Below are 22,528 nucleotides of genomic sequence, written 5' to 3' on the forward strand. Positions count from 1 at the left end.
CCGATGTCGGAGACCGAGACGCCGAGGATCACCATCGCCGCCTACGACGGCGTGTTGAAAGTCAACGCACAGTGGAACCCGGTCCAGGGAGCGACGTTCTTCCGCGTCGGCGTGCTGCAGGGCGACACGCTGCTCGCCAAGGGGTCCGGCTTCGGTGTGCGCGGCTCGGTCATTCTTTCGAGTCCGCTCGCTCCGGGGCCGATCTATCAGGTCGCGGCTGCCGCCGTGGACGACGGTGGTGTCCCCGGGCAGTGGGGCACGCCGATGACGCTCGTCGTCGGTCGCCTGCGGTCGCCGGCGGTCTGCTACGACGGCGCACTGGCGGTGTCGGCGAGTTGGACGCTGCCGACCACCGAACTTGTCAACGGGGCGTACGTCACCGCGGTGGACGCGAGCACCGGTAGCCCGATCGCGCAGGCGCTGCTGTTCGGCAGCTCGGGGACGCTGACGCTGCCGGCCCCGCTCGACCCGGGCGGCAGATACACACTCGGCGCGAGCGCGGCGTTCGGCACCTCGACCGGACCGCCCACGGTCGAGCCGCTGGTGACGATCGCGCCGGAGCTGAGCGCCGTCGCCTACGACCAGGACCGGAACCTGGTGCGGGCGATCCTCACCGGCCCCGTGCCGGACGGCTCCCTGGCGGGCGCGATCCTGTACGCGGACGACCGGCCCGTCTCCCAGCAGGTCGGGACGCCGGGGCTCCTCGTACGGATTGCGGTCACTGCGGCACTCGACCCCGCGAAGGCCTGGACGGTGCGGCCGTTCTGGATCGCGGGAACCGCACGCGGCCCGCTCGGCCCGGCGGTCGAGTTGGCTGTCGTCGGCCCGGTCATCCGGGACATCCGTTGGGAGGGAAGCAAGCTCGCGCTGTGCTGGGAGAACCGGCTCGGCCCGCCGTACCCGACGGGCGCGCGGATCGAGGTGAGCGCGGCGGGTGAAACCGTGTGCGGCACCTCGGTGCCGGGCGCCGCCAGTGGTGCTGTCACCCCCAGCCCGCCATTGCCGGCGACCTCGGCCTGTACCGCCACCGTCGCCAATCTGCGCGGCGTCGCGCAGGGAGCCGTGAGCGCCGCCGTGCCCGTAGTCGCCGCGGGCACGGCGCTCGACAGCGCCGACTACGACGGCCGCACTCTGAACGTCGCCTGGAGCGCCGCGGCGCCGACGAACGCGACCCTGGCGACGCTGCTTGTGACCCAGGGCGGCGTGACCGTCGCGGAGGCGCAAGGCGGCGGCGGCACCGCCGCGGTGGCGGTGCCGCTCGATCCGGCCGCCGCGTACTCGGCCGCGCTGCGCTGGAGCGCGTTCCCGGCCCCCAGCCAGGGGCCGGCAGGCGACTCGGCCTCGCTCATCTCGGCCGCGCCGACGGTGAGCGCGGTCGCGCTCGGCGACGGCTGCGTGAACGCGACGATCGTGCCGCCGGCTCGGACCGCGGGCATCTCCCGCTACGTGGCGGTGCTGGAGCAGGGCGAAGTCGTGGTCGCACGCTCGGCGCCGGTCGACGCGGGCCGCGCGCCGGTCGCGACCATCACCTACGCGGGGTTGGCCGGCGCCACCGGGCTCGCGGTCCGCGCGCGGGGGCTCGGCCCGCCGACCGGCGTCCGGGTCGGCGGTCCGTTCGGCCCGCCGACGCCCGTCGTCGCAGTCGCGCCGTCGATCCGCTCCGCGAAGCTGACCGGGACGACACTGACGGTCGCATGGACGAATCCGGACGCCCCGCCCGGCGCCGTGACCGGGGCGACACTCGTGGTCACGCCCAGCAGCGGACAGCCATCCACCTTCCCGGCCCTGCCCGGCACCTCGGCTCAGGTGACGCTGCCCGCCGCGCTGATCAGCCCGACGGTCTCACTGACGCTGTCGGTCACGGCCACCGGTCCCGCCGGCTCCTCCCCGGCCGCCCGGATCGCGCTGGTCTCGACGCTGCCCTCGATCGTCTCGGCCAACTGGGACGGTCGGCGGCTGTCGGCCTCGTGGGCATGGCCGCAGGAGGCGCTCGACGCCACGGTCGCCACGGCGTATCGGCTCTCGATCGTCAGCGCCGGCACACAGCTCGGGAGCGTCGTCCTCGCCGGGCTGACCGGGGTGCTCACGCCTGCCGCGACGCTCGACCCGGCCGCGCGGACGACAGTCCGGGTCGATGCGCTCGCCGGCGTCGCGGAGTGCCTGGCCGCCACCGGGCCGCTACTGCCCACGGATGCGCCGGCGCTGGAGTCGGCTGTCGTCACCGGCACCGACGTGACGCTGACCTGGACCGGCCCGACGGTGCCCAGCGGCGCGGTCACCGGTCTGCAAGGCGTGTTCACGAGCCCGGGCTACCCGCCGCGGACGGCTGCGGTCGACACGCTGCGGCCATCGGTCGCGATCCCCACGATCGCAAGCGACCCGCTCGTGCCGCTGTACGTTGCGATCCGCGCAACCGGTGTCGACACGAGCGGGCCGATCGGCAACAGGCTTCCCGTCCTCCGCCGGAGGCCGGTGATCACCGGTGTGTGCACGCTCGCCGACGGCGGTGTCGAAGTCTCGTGGACTCCCGTTCCCGGCACGGTCCACGCGTATCTCGCGACCCTGTACAAGGACGGCACGATGGTCTCGACTGCCGTCGTCGCCGGCACGACCGCGACGCTCGCTCCAGGGACGATCGATCCGAACGCGAGCTACGCGGTCGGCGTCACCGCCCGTGCCGGCGCCGCTGCCGGGCCCGAGTGCGCGCACGTCGCCGCCGTCCTCGCCCCGCCGACGCTCTCGCGGCCCGGATTCGACGGCCGCACCCTGAGCGTCGCCGTCACCGCTCCCGGCGGCGCGCCTGCGCCCGACCACTACGCACTGGCGCTGCTTGCCGATGGCACCGAGATCACGCGCGCGATCGTTCCCGCGCCAGTCGGCGATGCGCGATTGCCCCTGCCGGTCGACGGCCCGATCGACCCCGCGGCCGCGTACACCCTTGCCGTAAGCGCGATCGCGGGGATCGCCACCGGCCCGGCCGCGTGCGCCGCCGTACTCCTCGCCGCTCCGATCGTCACCGCGGTCGAGTGCGGCTCGAAGCTCGTCGTCGCGGTCGGTCCCGGAGCGCTGGGCGCGACCGGTTTGACGTTCACTGCCGGGTTGTGGGTGAACGGGAACCCGACCTCGACCCAAGCGGTCGGTGGTGACGGCACCGCCACGTTCGACATCCCCGGCGCCGGCCCCGTGACGGTCGCCGCCCGCGTCAGCGCCAACGGAGCGACCGGTCCCTGGTCGACGCGGGTGCCGACGCCGATCGCGGCGCCGACGATCGCCGCCGCTCGCTACGACGGCGCGCGGCTCGAGCTGAGCTGGGCGCCGCCGGGACAGTCGGTCGTGACGGTGACCGGCGCCGGGACGGTCGCCGAGGTCGAAGTGCGCGGCAGCTCCGCGACATTGTCGTTCCCGGCCGAGGCCGAGGTTTCGTACACCGTCACGGTCACGCAGCGCGCAGGCGTCGCCGTGGGGCCGTCGGCAACGCTCGCGCTCGTCACCGCCGCGCCGACGCTGGAGCTCGCCACCGACGCGACCGGCGGTGCCGTGACGGCGACGTTCACCGCCCCGACCGGGACCGCCGCGCTTGTTCCACTGCTCATGGCGGGCGGCGTGGTCGCCATGCCGGAGATCGGTACCACCTCTCCTGCGCTGATCAACCTCCCCGCAGGCACGCCGGCAGGAGCGTCACTTGCCCTGCGGGCCCGCGCCGGCGTCGCGCTCGGACCCCCGAGCGGGCTCGCCCCGATCGTGTTCGGCGCGCCGGTCGAAGTCGCGCTCGGCTTCGCCGGCGGCGTCCTGTCCGCCACCTGGAAGGGGCCCGGCGACCCGCGCGTCGACGGTGCGATCGTGACACTCACGCTCCAGGGCAGGGCCGTCCAGCGGTTCCGGGTCAGCGGTGGGTCCTGGTCGAACGCGCTCGACCCGGTGCCGACCGGAGCGACCGTTACGGTCGCCGCAGCCGCCGGAACCGGCTTCGGGCCGCCCACGAGCACGCTTACGGCGCTGCTCACCTCCCCGGCCATCACGTCGGTCACGTTCGATGATCCCGGGCTGATCGCGAGCTGGACCGCACCGCCCGGCGGGCCTGCGCCGAGCGGCTACGTCGTCACGGTCTCGGACGGGCACGGCGTGCTCGCGCGGCGCACGGTCACCTCCACCACCGCCGTCGTCCCAGTGCCCGCGGGCGCTGGCGGCGAGTTGTCGGTCACCGTCGCGCCGACCCTCGGTACCGTCACCGGGCCGCCCAGCGCACCGGCCACCGCCCTGCCGACATCGCCGTCGGTCACCGGCATCGTTGTCGACCCGCTCACGGGAGCGGCCACGGTCACCTTCACCCCGGTCGTGAGCCCGCCCGCCGACGGCTACGCGGTGCAACTGCTGCGCCAGGGTGAGCCGCTCGGCGCGCCGGTACAGACCACAACCACCACCGCCACGCTGCCACCGGTCGCGATCACCGACCAGTGGGGCCTGAGCGTCGCCGTCCGCGCCCGCGCGACGGTGTCCTCGGTCGCCTTGACCGGCCCGTACGGCCCGGCGGCGGAGGTCCTGACCGCACAACCCGCGTTGCGCGCCTGCGACTACGACGGCATCAGCGCGGCGCTGGCGTGGGAAGGGGCGAGCGTGGACGGCGGCGGGTACCGCGCAAGCGTCGTCGCCCCCGGCCGGGCCCAGCCCGCCGCGACCGCCGACGCCGGTGCCGACGCACGAACACTGCGCTTCCCGGTCACGCTGCCCGACACGACCGGCGACTGGCAACTCGTGCTCCAGGCCCGGCGTGGTCGAAGCACCGGCCCGCCGGTCACCCGGCCACTGTTCAGTCCCGGGATCTACCTGCGCAGCGACGGCCGCCCACGGGTGTTCCGCGCCTCGACGCTCGCGCTGACGCCCGCCCCGACGACCGCCTATCTTCCCGAGATCGGGCCGCTTCGCAGCCTGCCCGTTCCACCGGACAGCGGCAACGACCCACCGGCGCTACAGATCACCGCCAACACCGACCGCGCCCACAGCGCCGCGTTCCCCTACCTGCTGAAGATCGGCGGCGCGGCGCTCGACTTCTCCGACGCCCCGGCGATCCGCACGGCCGTATGGAGCGCGTACACGGCTTTGCTGACCGGGGCCGAAGACGCAGGCGCGACGCCGTGGGGGATCGTCCAACTCCAGCAGCTCGTGTCGCGGCTGATGCCGCAGACGTTCGCCGAGACGCTGCTGTACGCGTACGGCCTCGACCCTGCCGGCCGCTCGGCGGATCTGCGGCCAGGGCTGGTGCTGCGGGTCGCCTCCTCGGAATTCGACCTGATGTCCTCGAACCGCCCGCCGGCCTACGCGTCCGGCTACGCCAACGGCGCCGCCCTCGACTACGACGTGGACGACTACTTCGACAGCGCACCGCAGCCGGGCAATGCCACGTGGCTGCTCGGCTTCGACGCGTTCCTGTCCTGGCTCACCGCCAACGGCGTGATCACCGCGCCCACCCCGGAAAGCACCGGCGGACTCCAATCGGGCGCCGCCGAGGCCGTCGACCTCTACCACCCCACCTTCCGGCAGCCGTTCTACCGCCTGTTCTTCCCCGCCCAGGCGCAGCCGGCGACGCCGCCCGCCGAAGCACAGACCACCCGTCAGTTCACGATCGCCGCCGCCGCGACCTACCACGCGATCTCCGGTAGCGAACCGGCGCCGAGTCCCGGCGTCGCGGTCGCCTACTTTCGTGGGCGCAGCGTGCTGAAGCTCGCCATCCGGGTCACGGTCGACGGCGCCCAACAACTCGTCCCGGTGGGCACGACCGTCGGCAACGTGCTCGATCGACTCGCCCGCCGCCCGCCGCACGCGGCGACCGAGTTGCTCGGAGTCACGCTCGAGCGGGGGCTCGGACCGGCGGTGCTCGACCCCACCCGCTACGACGCCGGAGCCTACGAGAGGGTGCGCGTGGACTATGGGGGACTGCGGACCTTCGACCAACGAGACGCCCTGTCGCTGCCGCTGCTGCACGGCGACCGCCTCACGGTGGGCGCGCGGGCATGACCGCCGCGCCCACGTTCGACCGGGTCGTCTCGCAGCCGCCGCTGTACGCGTTGTCCAGCAGCGGCGACGCGCCCGTCCCGTTCTGGGCCGGCTACCGGCCGAGCGACGGTGCCGCCTTCGGCGCGACCGTGACTCTCGACCAGGCGTGGCAGGACGCCGGCGGCTGCTACGTGTTCCTGGGGTCCGTGCCGGCGTCGTCGAAGGCGTTCTCGGAAGCCCTGACCGAGGTGCTGGAGCGCCTTCCTCCGAGCGGCGGGGTCCGGCTGCTGTGGATCGAGAACCCGAACGATCCCGACTCGCGGTGGCGCCTGTGGCCCGTGCAGTGCGCGTGCAGCGGCTCGGGGCCGGCGATCACCTGGAGCGTGCTCCGCACCGCGACGACGGCGCTCGGCGAGTACGCGGTCGAGCTCCCGTGCGGGACGGCCCTGACCCAGATGCCGCCAGGCACGCTCGGCCATGGGATCGCCATCGCGGCGTTGACGCTGAAGGCGCCCGGCGGCTCGTTCGCCGCCGAGTCGGCCACCGCCCGGCTGGCGTTCACCGGCGTCGGCGTCGGCTGCCTGCGCGCCGGGATCACGCTGCCGGCGGGTCGCGGCGACGGGCTCGCGGCGCTGCGGACACAGCTGTGCTTCGCGGCCCCACAGCGGGACGGGTCTCCGGGCGACGGCGTCGATGTGCTCGGGATGAGCGTGATCGCACAGGGCACGGCGGCGATCTCGCTTCACCTGAGCTACGACCCCTTGCACCCGCTGAGCACCGTGCGCAGCCGACTCGGCTTCTTCGACGACAGCGGCGGCGGCAGCGCATCGACGCTGGCGGCGACGTTGCGCACCAGCAGCGGCCACGCGACCACGCTCACCCCGCGCGCGGCCGAGGCGCCGCTGCGCCCGGCCGCGCTCGTGTTCGGCCGCGCGCCGTTGACGATCGGTGATCAGAGCGCGTTCACCTATCACCTGAGTCCGGACGGCGCCTTCACCCTCGCAGTCGACGAACCGGAGGGTACGAGCGACAACCGCGTGACGTTCGGCCGCTCGGCGCAGGAATACGCGACGCTTCCTCCCGGTACCACCGGGATCGCGTTCTTCAGCGCGGGCCGGCCGGCGCTGGCGCTGCGTGCCGCTCCCCAGCCGCCGGCGGCCGGGCCCGACACGCCTCTGCTGAGCGACGAGGCCATCACCTCCCATCTGGTGATCCTGCCGGCGACCTCGGCCGCGCCCGGGCTGCGCTACTACGCCCAACCTGTCCAGGCACCGCTCTACAGCGAGCAGATCTCGGTGCTGCCGGCAGGCTTCCTCGACTACCTCGAGCTGCCGGCGGCCACACTGCCGTCGTGGACGGCCGGCGCCGGTCCGCCGCCGACGACCGTCCCGGTGGCGCTGCCGGCGGGCGCAGACGTGTCCGATCAAGAGCTCGTGCTGCGGGTCGATGCCGCGCTGGCGCCGGCCCGGCGGCTCGCGCTCGGCAGTATCGCGACCGGCCCCCGCGCATCCGGACGCGGCGCCCCCGCAGTCACCCCGCAGGGCCTTTTGATCGAGGTCCGCGACCGGCAGGTCGACTCGCTCGTGATCGCGAACATGCCCGCCACCCCCCAGGGCCGGATCGAACTGACCTCGCTCGGCCCGCAGATGCGCGCGGCGCTGTCCGCCGCGGAGCTGTTCGCGATCATCGCGAACCCCGACGTGTACATGACCGACTCGTCGATCCCCTACGAACTCGACGACGTCGGCCTGCGGATGGCGGCGGCTCGTGACGTGCCGCCGGCGGTGGTCGACCGGCTGCGCCCGATCGTGATGCCCGACGGAGTGCCGAAGCGGTTCGACGACGAAGCCACCTTCGTGGCCGCGATCCGGCCGGTCGCGCCGGACCACGTGTCGACGCTGGTTCGGATCGGCGGCTTCTCGCAGGCGGTGATGTCGGGCTGGGCGATCCAGCTCTCGCCCCGCGCCTGGCGCGCCCAGCAGTCTCCGCCGACCGCCCAGGACGCACCCACGGTGATACTGCTGAAGTTCGCCCACCGTAGCCTCGAGGACTTGGTCGACGACGCGGCCGCCTGGGCTTGGCGCGCCGCGGCGGCGCTGCCGATCACCGGCGAGCAGGGCACGCAGGACGAGTTGCGTGCGATGTTCGCCGCCGCCAGGGCGCGCGCGAACGACCCGACCGTGCCTCGCGACGACCCATACGCCGTCTTCTACCGCGACATCGTCGCCGACCCCGACTGGAACGGGGTGCTGTTCGTGAACGCGCCGGTCGACGTCGTGCGGCTGCCGAGCACGATCCGTTTCGTCGCCGGCGGCATCGATCAGAACAGGTTCTACGCCCACCACATCGGCTTCTCGGCAACTCCGGTCGAGGTCGACGGGGGTGAGATCGCGCTCCGGCAGACGGCGGTCTTCGGGCTGATCGACTACGAGGACCCGGACGACCTGACGCTTGACCCCAGTGATCCCCATCCGGTTCCGTTCGCGTTCAAGACCCTGCGGTTGACCGCCCAGTTCGTGAACGCCGCCCTGACCGGCTTCGCCGCCCGTGTCGAGCTGATGGTCAACGAGTTGCTCGGCGCGCGACTGACCAAGCTCGATCCCGCGCACGGCAACAATCTGGTGCTGACCGGGAGCCTGCACACCTCGGGCGATGGCTCCCCCACCTGCGTGTTCGCGCTCGAGGGAGTCAATAGATACGGCGCCGGCGCGACCGTGCTCGACACGATCGACATCTCCTCGGCGCTCGTCCTGACCCGCGACGGCGTCGTCGGTGTCGGGGAGGCGACCACGCGATTCGTGCTCGCGGGCGCGTTGCGCATGATCGAGTTTCCGTACTTCGACCCGTTCGGGTACGGGGTGACCGTCGGCGATCCGCCGGTCGACGGGTGGCTGCGGTTCGACGGCCTCGCCGTCGACATGACCTTCTCGCTCGGCGCCTGCGCACGGCCTCGGTTCGCCACCGACCTCACCGCGGTCACGCTCGACGTGGCGGGGAGCCGCGCGCGCGCGAACTCGCTCGTGGCGCGCTTTCCGGTGACGCCGACGGGGTTCGTCGCCGGAGACGCCGGCAGTCCGCCCGAAGAACTCGGCTACGTCTCGATCGCGGCCCGGATGGAGCAGCAGCCACTCCCAGGCCCGTGGTTCGGCCTCATCTACGCGCTCGACCTTGGTACGCTCGGTGCCCTTTCGGGCGGAAAACCGCTGACGCTCGACCTCCTGGCCGCGTGGGGCCCGGCAGTCGAGCCCGACGACCGCCCGGTGTTTGTCGGCCTCAAGCTCCCCGGCTATGCCAACGGCTCGTTCAGCTGGCCGCTCCAGGGCGTGCTGAAGGTCGGTTTTCGCTCATTCCAGTTCGAGACCGCCGAACTCACACCCGGCGTGCGCAGCTACGCGCTGCGCCTGCGTCGGCTGGGCCTGTCGATCCTCGGCTTCTCGTTCCCACCGGGAACCACGGACCTGGTGCTGTTCGGCTCGAGCGGCACCGAGGAGCGGCGCGTGGTCGGCTGGTACGCCGCCTACGTCGGCGGCAAGCCCACCACCAAGGAGGTCATGCGATGAGCTACATGCGCTTTTGCGTGATGGACGTCGGCCAGGGGAGCGCGAATTACATCGAGTTGTGTGAGAGCGACGACTCCTTGACGGCCGCCGCAATCATCGATGTCGGCTCCGAACAGTGGAAAACGACGGCAGGCAGGCCGTCGGCGGCGGTAATCGCCGGACGGCTGAAGGAGATGACCGGCGGCGCCGTGCTCGACGCGGTGATCCTCTCCCACTCGGACTCCGACCACATCAACCTGATCTCCTCGCTGCTCGAGTACTTCGACACGCCGCGCACCAAGAGTCCGACCAAGCCGGTGCTGACCATCAAGAAGATCATCTTTGGCGGCGACTTCGGCAAATACCAGAAGGGGAAGGCGGTGAACTACCTCAACCAGCTCAAGGAATATCGCCCCAGAGGACAAGAGGAGATTATCACCAGGCTCGGAAGCGATTTCAGCTCGTTCAAGGAGAAAAAGTCCAGCTGGAAACCCCTGGTAAGGGTCGGCGGCAAGATCGACTTGTGGGCGTTGAGCGCCAATACGACCGCAGAAAAGATCCCGCTCGTAGGCCGCAAGCGCCTGCGCGCCGAGTTGCCCGACGGAGGCTTCGCGATCAACACCCGCTCGATCGTGACCGTCGCCATCTTCGCGGGCCGGACCATCATTGCCACCGGTGATGCGACCGGGCTGTCGCTCGCGCACTGCAACGAGCTACTCGCGCGAGAAGACGTCCGGGACAAGCTGGGCGCCGCCGCCTACATGCTCACGCTCCCGCATCACGGCAGCGACACCACCACCTACGACCTGACCGGCTCGGGGGAGTCCGACGCCGGCAAAGGGGTGGTCGAGGAATTCTGCAGCTGGGTGAAAGCCGAGACGATCTCCGCCAGTGCCGGCGAGAGGAGCACGTTCAGGCACCCTTCGGCTCGGGTCATCAAGGACTTCGGCGCCAACCTGCGGCCCTACCCGCAGTACTTCGACCCAGCGCTGGAGGCGAGCCACCAGCACTTCTACACCGCCTATTTCCCCGAGCGGTCACTGACCGTGTCATCGAGCAAGGCCAAGCCGGCCGGCGCCGGTTGGCCGCCGTCCGAGAGCTGGTACACGGTCCGCACCACAGAGAACGTGTACACGACCGACTACTTCGCTGAAGTTCCCCACACACCGATCCCGATCGCCTTCCCATGGGAGGCACGCGAGGATGGGGAAAGCGCGTTCAAGCCCCCACCGCCGCGCGCGATCTCGTGGGGCTTCATCGTCAGGCAAGACGGCACCACCGCGCTGGAGGTCGTGCGCGAGCGCACCAGCGCGAACGCCGAGTACTGGGCGGCGGTCGAGGCGGTGCACGGACCGCTGCCTTCCGAGGGGTTCGTTGTCGTTCCTTCCGCTCCGCCGACCGACGGCGGCCCCGCCGAGTCCTCGTCCGGCCCCTTGCCGGAGCCGGAGCCGGAGCCACCCGACTACGAACCCCCGTCCCCGCCACCCCCGCCGTCCCGGCTGCGACAACTCCCATGAGCGTGCCCACGGTCTTCGACTCACCGCTTGAGGACGTCTACGCCGCTCTGCTGGCAAGCCTTCAGGGCGCGGCCCCGAACCAGACGATCGATCTCTTCGTCGCTTCCCGAAACCCGGCGTTGGCATCTCTGAGCGGGATGCTCGCCGCGCTGCGCATCGCCGGGCCGTACCCGCTCACGGCGGCGGCGATCAGTCGCACACGCGACGCCCTCACGCTCACCGGAAGCGGGCAGTACGGACTTGCCGGCGCGACGCTCCCACCGATCCCGATCGCCGCGACACTGTCGGTCACCGCCCCGAGCACGAGCATCGAGTTCGAACTCGCACTCGCGATCACCACGCCGGACTGGACCTTCGCGACCACCTTCCCGACGCTGCCGCCGACGCTGGAGGCACGAACCGACGGCCCCGGACTGACCTGGGCCGGCTCGGTGCTGGCCCAAGTCGCCGTGCGAGGAGCCACGTTCGTCGCGCGCAGCGGCAGCGGTACGCTGCGTCTGCGCGGGCAGTTGCAGCCGAGCGGGCCGCTGGCGGCGTATGCCGAGTGGTTGTCCCCGTGGCCACTGGACCTCGACGGTGACCTCGTGCTCGGGGCAGACGCCGGCCAACCGATCAGCCTCGATCTGCGCGGTATCGCGTCCGGCTCGCGCCTCGACCTGTCGGGACTGTCGGCGGTCCGCGAACTCGGCATCGGTTTGCGGGCGGTCACCGGGCTCGACCCCCAGGTCGCGCAGCGTGAGTCCTTCAGCGAACTCGACCTCATCGGCACCGTGTCCCTGACCGACACGATCACGGTGCACCTGACGGCGCCGCTGCGTGTCTCGAGCACGAACTGGGTGCTGAGTGCCCAGATCGAGCACGGCCCGCCAATGAGCGGCGGGCTGGCAGCGATCGCCTCGCTGTTCGACATGCCGGTCGGGTCGCTGGTAGTCCCTCCGGGACTGTCCGGGTTCGACACCTTCCGCCTGACCGAGGTCGAGGCGGTCATGCGCTGTCAAGAGGGCTCGCCGATCCCCGACGAGTTGCGGACGCTCGCGATCACGATCGAATCGCCGGAGCCGTGGCGGCCACCCGTCCCGGGCCTGCGACTCATCGACGTCGGCACCCGCTGGGTGCTGGCGCGGATCCGATGCGAAGAAGACGGCGGGTTGACGCCCGTCGTCTCCGGCAGCGTGTTCGGTTCGATCGCCTTCGGTACCGGCGAGAACCCGCCCACGCTCGACCTCGCGGCGACCCTGCCGCACTTCGTGCTCACCGGAAGCCTGCGCGAGGACACCCCGATCGATGTCGCCACCGCGCTCCGGACGCTGCTCGGCCGCACGGAACAGCTCGCCGTTCCGAACGGGATGCAGATCACCGAGCTGAGCATGCTCGCCGACCCCTCGGGCCAGACCTACGGCGCCGAGGCGACGATCACCACGGACTGGCAACTGCCGTTCTTCGACAACCTGTCGCTGACCGAGCTGCGCTTCCATGTCGAGGCACGCCAGTCGCACATCTCCGCTGGGATCGGCGGCCGGCTCGCGCTCCGAAGCCGGATGGACGACGACATCGCGGTGTTGGCGCTCGACGCCGAGCTGCCATCCGGACCGAGCCCTGGCTGGGTGTTCTCCGGCGGCCTGGAGCCGGGTTACGAGCCGACTGTCGGCGACCTGATCGCGGCCTTCGTCGGCACCGCGCCCGAGGAGTTCCAAGCGCTCACGGTCGAGCGACTGGAGGGACGGATCGACACAGGCGACACCACCTGGTCGTGGTCGCTGGCCGGCGCGCTGGCCGCGCGGTTTCCCGTGTCGCTGCTGGACACGACCGTCCAAGTCGCGGCCGGGGCGGAGATCGAACTGGCGGTGGCCACGGCGAGGGCCACCCCCACCGGTAGGGCCAAGGCGAGCCTTCGGATCAACCGGCTCGCGGTCGAATTGTCCGGCGACATCGGGATCCCCGAGCCGAGCTACGCACTCGCGGTCCACCTCGGGGAGTTGTGGCTGCTGGCGACCATCTCCTGGCGTGAGGCGCACGACGCGTACCCGTGCCACCGCCTGATCGCCCTGCAGCTCGGCGGCATCACGCTCGGCGAGATCATCGAGCAGCTCGTCCGCTTGGCGGCGCCGACGCTCGACTTCCGCCTCGACCCGCCGTGGGACGAGTTGCTCGCGATCGACCTCTCATGCTTCACGCTGACGATCGACCCGACCGAGTCGCTGATCGAGCTGAGCTACGCGGTCCATGCGGACCTGGTCCTGCTTCATCTGGAATCCGTCGGCGTCCGCTACCACTACCGCCCGGACGGCGAGAACAGTGTCGAGCTGGAAGTCTCCGGCGACCTGCTCGGCCGACCGTACCGGGGGCCGGACGCACTGCGCTGGGATGTCGTGCACGACCCGCCGCCCGACGTCCCGGGTAAGGGCAAGCAACTGCTCGATCTGCGCTACCTGGCTCTCGGCCAGCGGATTCGACTCTCCTCACCACCGACCACGGTCACCGAGGCGATCAAGCGGTTGAGCGCCGACATGCAGCCGCGCCCAGGCGGGGATGTCGACCCGGTGGCGGGCGGACCGATGGTCTTCGACCCCGCGAGTGGTTGGCTCACGGCGCTGGACATCTCGGTGATGGATACCGTCGACCTCGCGCTCGTGTTCAGCGACCCGAACGTCTACGGCCTCTCCATCGCGCTTCGCGGTGAGCGCGCCGGGCCGCTCGCGGGGCTGAAGTTCGAGATCCTGTACAAGCGGCTCGCCGGCGGAGTCGGGATGTTCCGGGCCGAGTTGTCCCTGCCCGAGGCGTTCCGCCACATCGAACTCGGCGCGGTGTCGATCACGCTCGGGGTCGCCGTCGTCGAGATCTACACCAACGGCAACTTCCTGATCGACCTCGGCTTTCCCCACAACCGCAGTTTCGAGCGCTCCTTCGCGGTCGAGGTGTTCCCGTTCATCGGCCGCGGCGGGGTCTACTTCGGCGTCCTGGACGGAGCTACCTCCACTCGTGTGCCCGCGATCGTCGGTGGCACGTTCTCGCCGGTGCTGGAGCTCGGGCTCGGGCTGGCGATCGGGGTCGGCAAGGACATCGCCATCGGCCCGCTCTCGGGTGGGATCTACGTCGAGGTCGAGGTGATCTTCCAGGGCGTGCTCGCCTGGTACCAGGCCGAGGGCGGCACGAACTCGGCCCGCTACCACTACGCCCAAGGTGTCGCCGCGATTCACGGCCGGCTGTACGGCGAGGTCGACTTCGCGGTCGTCAAGGCGTTCGTATCGATCGAGGCGCATGCCCAGGCCGGCGTGACGTTCGAGGCATACCGCGCGACGATCTTCGCGCTCGAGGTCAGTGTCGAGGCCGAGGCCGAGATCGAGATCCTCGGCCTCTCCATCTCGTTCTCGTTCAGCGTCCGGTACAGCGCCGGCTTCCGGATCGGTTCCGACGCGCAGCCGCCATGGGCGCTTGCCGCCGGGCAGCCGACGCAGGCGCCGCTGCGTCGGGCCCCGGAGCGGCTGGCGGCCGTTCAGCACGCGGCCGCGGTGGCGCTGACCGAGGGACGGGTCGCGGACGCGCTCTGGGAGCAGGCGACGCGGGTCTTCGAGGCGCCGAGGACGGTCGCCGCCTATCTGCTGCCGGTGTTCACGATCGCCGGCCCCCCGCTGCGATGGGCCGACGGCACCTCCCCGCCGCCGAGCGAAGAGCCGAGCCCCGATTGGCGAGTCGCGTTCTCGCTGTTCGCCGCGGACGGTTCTCGGGCCGACGCCCGCACCGCGCGCGCCGCCACCGCACCCGAGTCGACCCTCGACGACCCGCCGCCCGCGGCAGTCCTGATCGAGGCGCTGCTGCGCCGGGCGCTGGCGACGACGCCCGGCAACGAGTCGGGCAAGGTGACCGCCGGCAGCCTCACCTGGCTCGAGACTCGACTCGCCGACCCGGAGTGGACGAAGACCCCGTTCTCGCCGGCTCCGCTGAAGACGTTCTTCAAGAGCAACATCGTCTTGAACGTCAGCGGTGCCACCGGCGTCCCGACGGTCGGCGCGATGGCGTTGCCCGTACCGCCGTTCGTGACGATCACCCTGACCCCCGGAGGTCGGCGTGACCTGACGCTCCACAACAGGACCGGACCGCTCTACTTCCGGGACGCGAGCGCCTATATGAGCGACTTCTCACCGGTTACCGGCCAACCGGGGCCCGAGCCCACCGACGACGACCCGACCGAGTACCGGTCGATCGCCTCGAGCGTCTTCTGCGACTGGTGCCTGATGGTCACCCGCGAGGCGGTCCGCCAGGCCGCCGGCACGCTCGTCGACCGCACCGTGCCGATGGCCGACGGGTCACTCGACGCGCTCGCCGCCGACGATCGGCTGCTGCCGCGCGACACCGTCACCTATGTCGTTCGTCCCGGCGACACGGTCGCCGCGGTCGCCGCCTGTCTCGGCGCGACAGTTGCCGAGCTGGCGGCATGCAACCCGGGACTCGCGGACCGGTTGCCGACCCTTGCCCCGGGCGACCGGCTGGAGGTGACCGTCGGCGTCACCGGCGCCACACTGGCGATCGAGAACGCCGATGTGGCACTCGCGACCGGCGCGGTCGTCGACGTCAAGGACGTGCGTGTCCAGGTACGCGCGCTGGACTCACTGGACACGATCTCGACGCGGCTGTACGGCGCCGCCGACCCGACCCGCCTGATCGCCGACGCCGCGCTGTCGGACAGGCGGGTGCTGCTGGCGGGCGCCCTGGTGGCGGTACCGGCTCGATCCGCACCGCTGCCGGGCCTGACGAACCTCGACCTGGTCGCCGGGATCGTCTACGTGCGCTACTTCGTCGACGTCGGCGCGCCGTCGAGCGGATGGTACGCGCAGAGGATCGCCGACCTGAACGTCGACCGGCTCAGGGAGTTGCCGCTTGGCGAGCCGCTGCCCAAAGGGTTGACCCTGGAGGTCCCGGACGGGCCGACGCACACGACCGGGACCACGTACATCACGGTCACCGGCGACACGCTGCTGCGGATCGGCGCCGCGCTCTCGCTCGCGCAATCGCCGAGCGCCTACGACGATCCACGCTGGACCCGGTTCCGAGCCGAGGTGGTGGTCACGCCCGAGAACGGGATCACCGTCCCCGCCCGTCCGGTCGCCGTGCTTCCGGGGGAGACACTCGACTCGCTGGCCACCCGCCTGATCACCACCTCCACGACGCTCGTCGGGTGGCTCGCCGCAGCGCCGGTGTTCGATCCGCTGTCGGTGCTGACGATCTCCTCGCTGCCGTTCACGGCCGGCACCGCCTATCCGACCCTCGCCGCGATCGCCGCCGCAGCCGGCCTGACCGTCGCCGAGCTCGGGAGTCGTGCCGAGGTCACCGGGGCGCGGGACCTGTTCGCGGCCGGCACACCGCTGAAGCTCTCGCAACTGCCCGCGCAGTCGATCGAGACACTCGTTGCCGAGACGTGCGGCGGCACCCGGCTGAGCGACATCTCGCACCAGGTGTCGCGGTCGCTGCTGCAGGGAGTCCGGTTGCCGGAACCCACGACCGTGCGGGGTCACGTCCGCGGTACGGGGCCGCTCACCGCACTCGCCGAGCTGAGCGGCCAGCAGCTTCCGGCGCCGCCGCTCGACGGCGCCGGCTCGCTCGACGCGACCGTGACCAAGACCGACCCGAGCGACCCCGACCTCGATTGGCTCGTGCTCGACGCCGAACGCGGCGTGGGAACAATCGACTACTCGTGGACGAACACCGAACTCGCCGCCCACTACCCGGAATCACGTCTGACGATCACCCCCGAAAGCGGTCCCGACCCGATCCCGGTCGTGGGCGAGATGCCACGGACCTACGGCCTCGACCACCGCGTCGAATTGCAGAGCGCCTCGGTGCTGCCGATCCCGGGCGCGTCCGACAGCGCGGGCGGCAACCCGACGCTGTGGCCGTTCCCGGCCACGGTGCTCGCCAAGGCCCGTGCCGGGGACACGACGCCGTTCGACCTGTTCGCCGCCCCGCACACGGCCACCGACGTCTCCACGCACACGGCGATCCCGGACTCGACGTTCGCGACCCGAATCGCGCTGTCGGCGCGTCGCGTGCCGGGGCTCACGAACGTCTACGAGTTGCTCGAGGCCGAGGGGGCCGACCGCGACCTGCTGCCGACGCCGGGCGGCGATACTGCGGGAATGTTCTCGCCGCAGACCCACGTGGCGCTGGCGATCGCGCCGGTCCCGGGCGCCGCCGACCCGACCGGCTTGGCCGTGCCGGCCCTCGACCCACAGGCGACGTTCCTGATCCGCACCGACCTGGCGACCGACACGTCACCGGCCGGCCCGCCCGCCCCGCTGACCGCGAGCCTGTCCGAACCGGCCGACTTTCTCACCCTGCTGTGGCAGGGATCGGGCGCCCAGCGCGGTACCTTCCTGCACCTGGTGACCGTGCAGGGCGACGACCTCCCGCCCGGGGCGATCACCCAGGACGGCACGCTCACGCTGTGGGTCATCGCCATCTCGTGCCGGCAACAGGCCGCCGCACCCGAGGGCCGCGCGTTGCTGAAGACCGACAACTGCGCCCTGGTCGGGCCGGGGCTCGACGCCACCCGGCACGCGCTCTACCTCGAGGCCCACGACGTCGGACGCTTCCCCGCCGAGCTGGTTCGCCAGGCGGTCGTCCCGCCCGGCGCGGCCGGGATCACCCTGACGATCCCCCGCCCACCGTCCCCCGACTCCGCCCCGACTCCGCCCGGCCAGGCCCAGGCCCGCCTCGCCCAACGCTTCAGTCTTGTGACGAGCAGCCTGTCGGGCGCCTACAGCACCGCACGCACCGCGCCGCCGCTGCCGCCACTGCGCGAGGACGGCCTGCGGCTGCCGCTGTGGGTCCGCCACCGGCAGGCCCGCGCCGCACGAGCCCTGGGCGAACCTTTGACGGATTCCCCGACGAATCCGGTTGCCCTGTGGCGCTACGAGCAGGTCGTGCCGGTGGCATCGTTCGGCCCGCCGTCGGTCGCTCCCGACGTGCCCGGGCTTCCGCCGCCCGCGAGCGATCCGTATCGAGGCTTCGGCGCCGCCGACGCGCTTGCCGACGCGACCTTCGGAGTCGGCTTCCAGGACGTGCTCGGAAACGTCTCCGCGGAGCCGTTCGGCAAGCAGGTGACCGTGCGGATGGGCTACACGGACCCGCTCATCGGGCTGCGCTCGTGGCCGGCGACGACCGCCACCTGGAGCGTCGCGCGGCCGGCGGCCGACGTGATCGCCTCGATCACCGTGCGCCCCCAGCCGGCGGCGGCCCTGCCCGGTCCCGGCGGCACGCCCGGTCCGGCGGCCGACACGGCGGCGGGCCACGCGATCCGCTTCGCCCGGGCCTACCTACAGCTCGTCCAGCCCACACTGAGCGGCTCGATCCTCTCCCCCCTCGCGACCGGCGCGGACACGGGCGCGATGGCCATGCCGCTGAGTGAGGGAACCGCGCCGCTCGTCCGCTACGCCGCCGCGGGGCACCTGTTCGCGACCGCCGCCGCGGCGCTGGAGCCGGCGTCGGCGACCGGCGTCGACACGCTCGCGGAGGTGATCACAAGCTTCGGCACGAGCGCCGAGTCGATTGCCGCGGTGAACGCGGGCGCGGCGCTGAACTCACTGGTGACCGCCGGCCGGCAGCTCGCCGTCACCGCGACCGCCACCGTGCGACTCGGCGACAGCGCCACCTCGATCATTGCCCGCGTGCCGTCGGGCTCGCCGCGCCCGACCCCCGCGGCGCTGCTCGCCGCAGCGGCCAACGCGAACGGACCGACGCTGACTCCCGGCACGGTCCTCGCGGTCCCGGACACCGCGTTCACCGTGGGCGCCGATGCCGCCCGGCTGACGCTCGCCGACATCGCCGGGCAGCACTCGACGAGCCCCGTCCTACTCGCGCTCGACAACGCCGACGCGCGCGCGCTCACCCCCGGGTTCACCCTTTCGGCGCTCGGCCACACGGTGGTCGTCGGCGCACAGGGCGCATCCTTCACCGATGTTCGGGGCGAGTTCGAGCGTGCCGGATTCGAGGCGACGATCGGCGAGATCGCGGCAGCGAACAGCGACAGACCGGGGATCCTCGCGCCGGGCTCCGGACTACGGACGACCCACGTGGTCGCGGGCGAGAGCAGCACGCTCGCCTCGCTCGCGGGCGGCCGGATCGACCAAGTCGCCGCCCTCAACGTCGACGTTCGGGGTCCCTACCCGCCGGGGACGGCGCTGACGCTGGGGGAGTGGAGCCCGGCCCCGCTCGTGCCGAGCAACCCCGAGTCCTTGTCCCAGGTCGCGATGAGTCTCGCCACCACCCCGGGTGCGCTGCTCGCCGCCAACACCGCACTGACGCTGTCGGCCGCGCACGCGCTGGTGATCCCCGGCGCCGTCGTGCTTCCGAGCACAGGCGTCAGCATCCCGTACGCGGTCCTCGCCGACGACACGCTGACGATCCTGGCGGCCCAGTTCGGCACCGACGGGCTGTCGCTCGCGCGGACCAACCGTCACATGCCGGCGACCCTCGTCGCGGGCCGGACCGTTACCGTTGCGATCGACGATCGGGCCTACTCGACCACGACCACCGCCACCGACACGCTCGATACGGTCTACCAACGCCTGAGCACGCAGAGTAGCCGGATCGACTTCGCCGCCGTCGTCGCCGCGATCGCCGGCGTCGCCGGCCTCCTCGCGGTCGGCGGCCTACTCGTCTGCCCGGCCGCATCACTGCGGCCGAAGACCGGCGCCCCGTCGGCGACGATGAGCGCCGCCGACGTCGCCGCCGCCTACGGGGTCGACCCGGTGTCCTTCGCGCAGGCCAACGCGGCGCTCGTCGGCGTCCTCGCGCAGGGCGTGACGCTGACCGAACCGGGCGGGGAGAGCGAGGTCACCGTCGCGCAGGACACCCTGAACGCCGTCCTGTCCCGCTTCTCCGCGCGCGGCGTCGCCGTCGACATCTCGGGGTTGCGGGCGGTGACCGGCCACGTCGCCCTGTACCGCGGCGGCGCCCGCGCGCTGCTGCCGCCGCCACCGGCGACCGTATCGGCCAATCTCGGTGCCGCCGTCGGTCCGTTCGCGGCACCCGCCTTCCCGTTCACCTGCGCGCTTCGACTCCAGCGCGACCCCGCGGTGATCGACCCCGCGCTGACGACGCCGGGCAACGACGGCCCGGTCGAGCGTGCGGACGCGGTCGTGCCTGCCCCATGCGACTCCTTGGACGGACAGCCGCGAACTCTCGACACGTTCATCCACGAGTGCCGGACCGCGCTTCCGAACCTGCGCCTGGCGACCACGAACGCGACCGGCGAGGCGCCGGAACTGTGGGCCGTCGACTTCGGTCCCCAGGGGATCTCCTCGGTCGAACTCAAGGCACCTGTCGCCTATCCCGGCAGGTCCGAGAAGGCGCCGCGATGCCTCGCGCTGCGCCCGCTGTATCCGGACCCGCAGAGCCGCACCGGCGTACCGGTGCCGGTCCTGACCGAAACCGGCGAGTTGTCCGGGACGGTGCCGGCGAGCTTCGGCGGAGTCGATGTCGAGCCTTGGGCCCGGCGGCTGCTCGCCGACCTCGACCTGTTCGTATCCGCGGTGTACTCCTGCGGCATGTACGCGCACGCCGCGTCCAGAGACGACCTGAAATCGCTGCTGGCGCTGCGCCGGCGTCTCGGCCGGGCGATGTCCGCCGGACTCGCCCCGGTACTCGTCGGCACGGACGTCGGCGACTCGGTCGCCGGCGCGGAGGCCGCCGCTCGGCAACTCACCCGCGTATGTGACACGAGCCTCGCCGGCGCGTACGACATCGCGCTCGCGGTGCAGTACGACACCACCGCTGTCTCGCCCTACCCGGACCCGCCGCAGCCGACCGCTCGGCTGCACGGCGCTCCGCGAGCGGGCACCGACCCGGCAGGCACCGATGTCACGTTCACCGAGGCGCCCACCGCACTGGGGCCCACCGGTTCGTTCGCGACCTTCCTCGTGACGATCGCCGACCCACCGCACTGCCAGGAGATCGACACCCGCGCGCTCGGCTACGTCGTCGACTCTCTCGAGCAGGACATGCCCACCTTGACGTCCACCGACGACGGACGGGCGGGGCGATGGCTCACGTTCGTGCGGCCGCTCGCCGGTGCCTACACGACCGGCGTCATCCAGGGGGACCTGGGCTCCCTCAAGCTCCCGATCCCCCTGCGCCTGCAGCCGAGTCTGCCGCTGATCATCGCTCAGACCGCCTCCCCGACGTCTTCCGAGACCCCGCCGCCGCTCACCGCCGCCGCCCTGTGGACGTTCGCGCTCACCTACTCCCACGAGCACGCGGCACAGGACGAGGTACTGGTGACCGTGAGCTTCAACGTCCCCGAGGCCCCCACCGTCAAGGCCACGAACGTCGCGAGCGACCTTGCCGCCGCCCTTTGGTGCTACGCCGCGCTCGCCGACCGCGTCCGCGACTCGATGGGGGCGTACGCGCAGACCACCCCCGCCCTCGGCGCCGACGTGCGCGATCACATCGCGCACAGCGCCGTCGAGTTGATCACCCCGATCACGACCGCGTGGGAACAGCACTGGTCGCCGCCCACGACCGCGCTCGCCGACGAGTGCGCGAGCGCGCAGACGTACCGCTTCCGGGTCAAGCTCAGCCGACAACTGCCGGACGACGGCGCCGAGACCGAGCCCGCGGTCGTGGCCGTGACACTCGCGCTCGACGACCGGCCGCAACCGTCGCCGAGCGGCGCCTGGCCCGACGTCGCCTGGCGCGCTGCGGACGGCAGCTTCATCGCGCTGCGCCCGGATCCGCAGGGGCCCCGCGACGGCCGGCTCCGCTACCTTCCGCCGGATCCGCTCCACAGTGACGGCACGCCCACCCTGCGGATCGGGTGGCCCGGCTTGAATGTGGCCACGATTCAGAACGGCCAGGCGAGCCTGGTCGTGCACCGCAACGAGCACCTGATCGATGGGATCACCACGGACTCCGCGTTCGTGATGCGCACGGCGCCGATCACCGCTCCCGACATCGCCACGCCGATACTCGCGGTGGCACAGCCGTTGACGCTCGTCGGCGCGGATCTCGACGTCGCGCTGACCGCTGCGCTGGCCGAGCTGTTCGGCACGGCGACCGGTCCGCCTGTCACCGTCCAACTCGCCTACGGTCACGATCTGGTGGGTGAGATCCGCAGTTGGTGGCCGGTCGGGCTGTACCCGCACCAGCCGCTCGCGCCGGAGATCGCGACAGCGGTCGCGACCGCCGCCGGCGCCTGGAAGGACTCCGTGCACCCCAACCCGAACGGTGCCTCCTGGTCTGTCTCCCTGACCCTGTCCTCGGATCTCCCCGGGCGCACGAGCCGACCACTGCTCGTCCTCGACCGTCTGATCTACGTCGTTCCCCCACACAGAGAAGGCGGTTCCGTGGAAACGTAGCCGGTCCCGCACGCTGCCGGAATCGCGTCGACTGGCAGGACCGGCAGAGCCCGAAGCCGCGAGGGAACGCGTTCCGCATGAGGGAGCATGCCGAAGGGCGGGCTCGGCGCACCGGCCGAGCCCGTCCATT

4 protein-coding genes are annotated in these 22,528 nt (G+C 72.0%); all 4 read left to right on the top strand.

From position 1 onward, the window contains the following. The first annotated feature begins 3 nt into the window (after positions 1-3). The 4 genes from OG928_RS45900 to OG928_RS45915 are packed head-to-tail and all read left to right on the top strand — an operon-like array spanning position 4 to position 22,398. Complete coding sequence (locus OG928_RS45900) at positions 4-6,012, top strand: hypothetical protein (RefSeq protein WP_331767966.1); 6,009 nt, start codon at positions 4-6, stop codon at positions 6,010-6,012. Continuing rightward, positions 6,009-9,551 (top strand): hypothetical protein, encoded by a 3,543-nt coding sequence (locus OG928_RS45905; protein ID WP_331767967.1) that lies wholly within the window; start codon positions 6,009-6,011, stop codon positions 9,549-9,551. Before OG928_RS45900 ends, OG928_RS45905 begins: the two co-directional genes overlap by 4 nt. After that, positions 9,548-11,047 carry a hypothetical protein gene (locus OG928_RS45910; RefSeq protein ID WP_406291960.1) on the top strand — a complete coding sequence of 500 codons (1,500 nt, stop codon included), beginning with the start codon at positions 9,548-9,550 and terminating at the stop codon, positions 11,045-11,047. The genes OG928_RS45905 and OG928_RS45910 overlap by 4 nt, the downstream gene beginning before the upstream one ends. After that, positions 11,044-22,398, top strand: a complete 11,355-nt coding sequence (locus OG928_RS45915; protein WP_331767969.1) for a LysM peptidoglycan-binding domain-containing protein — start codon at positions 11,044-11,046, stop codon at positions 22,396-22,398. Before OG928_RS45910 ends, OG928_RS45915 begins: the two co-directional genes overlap by 4 nt. Positions 22,399-22,528: the final 130 nt, after the last annotated feature.

This window comes from Embleya sp. NBC_00896 (assembly GCF_045207785.1).
Lineage (GTDB): Bacteria > Actinomycetota > Actinomycetes > Streptomycetales > Streptomycetaceae > Embleya.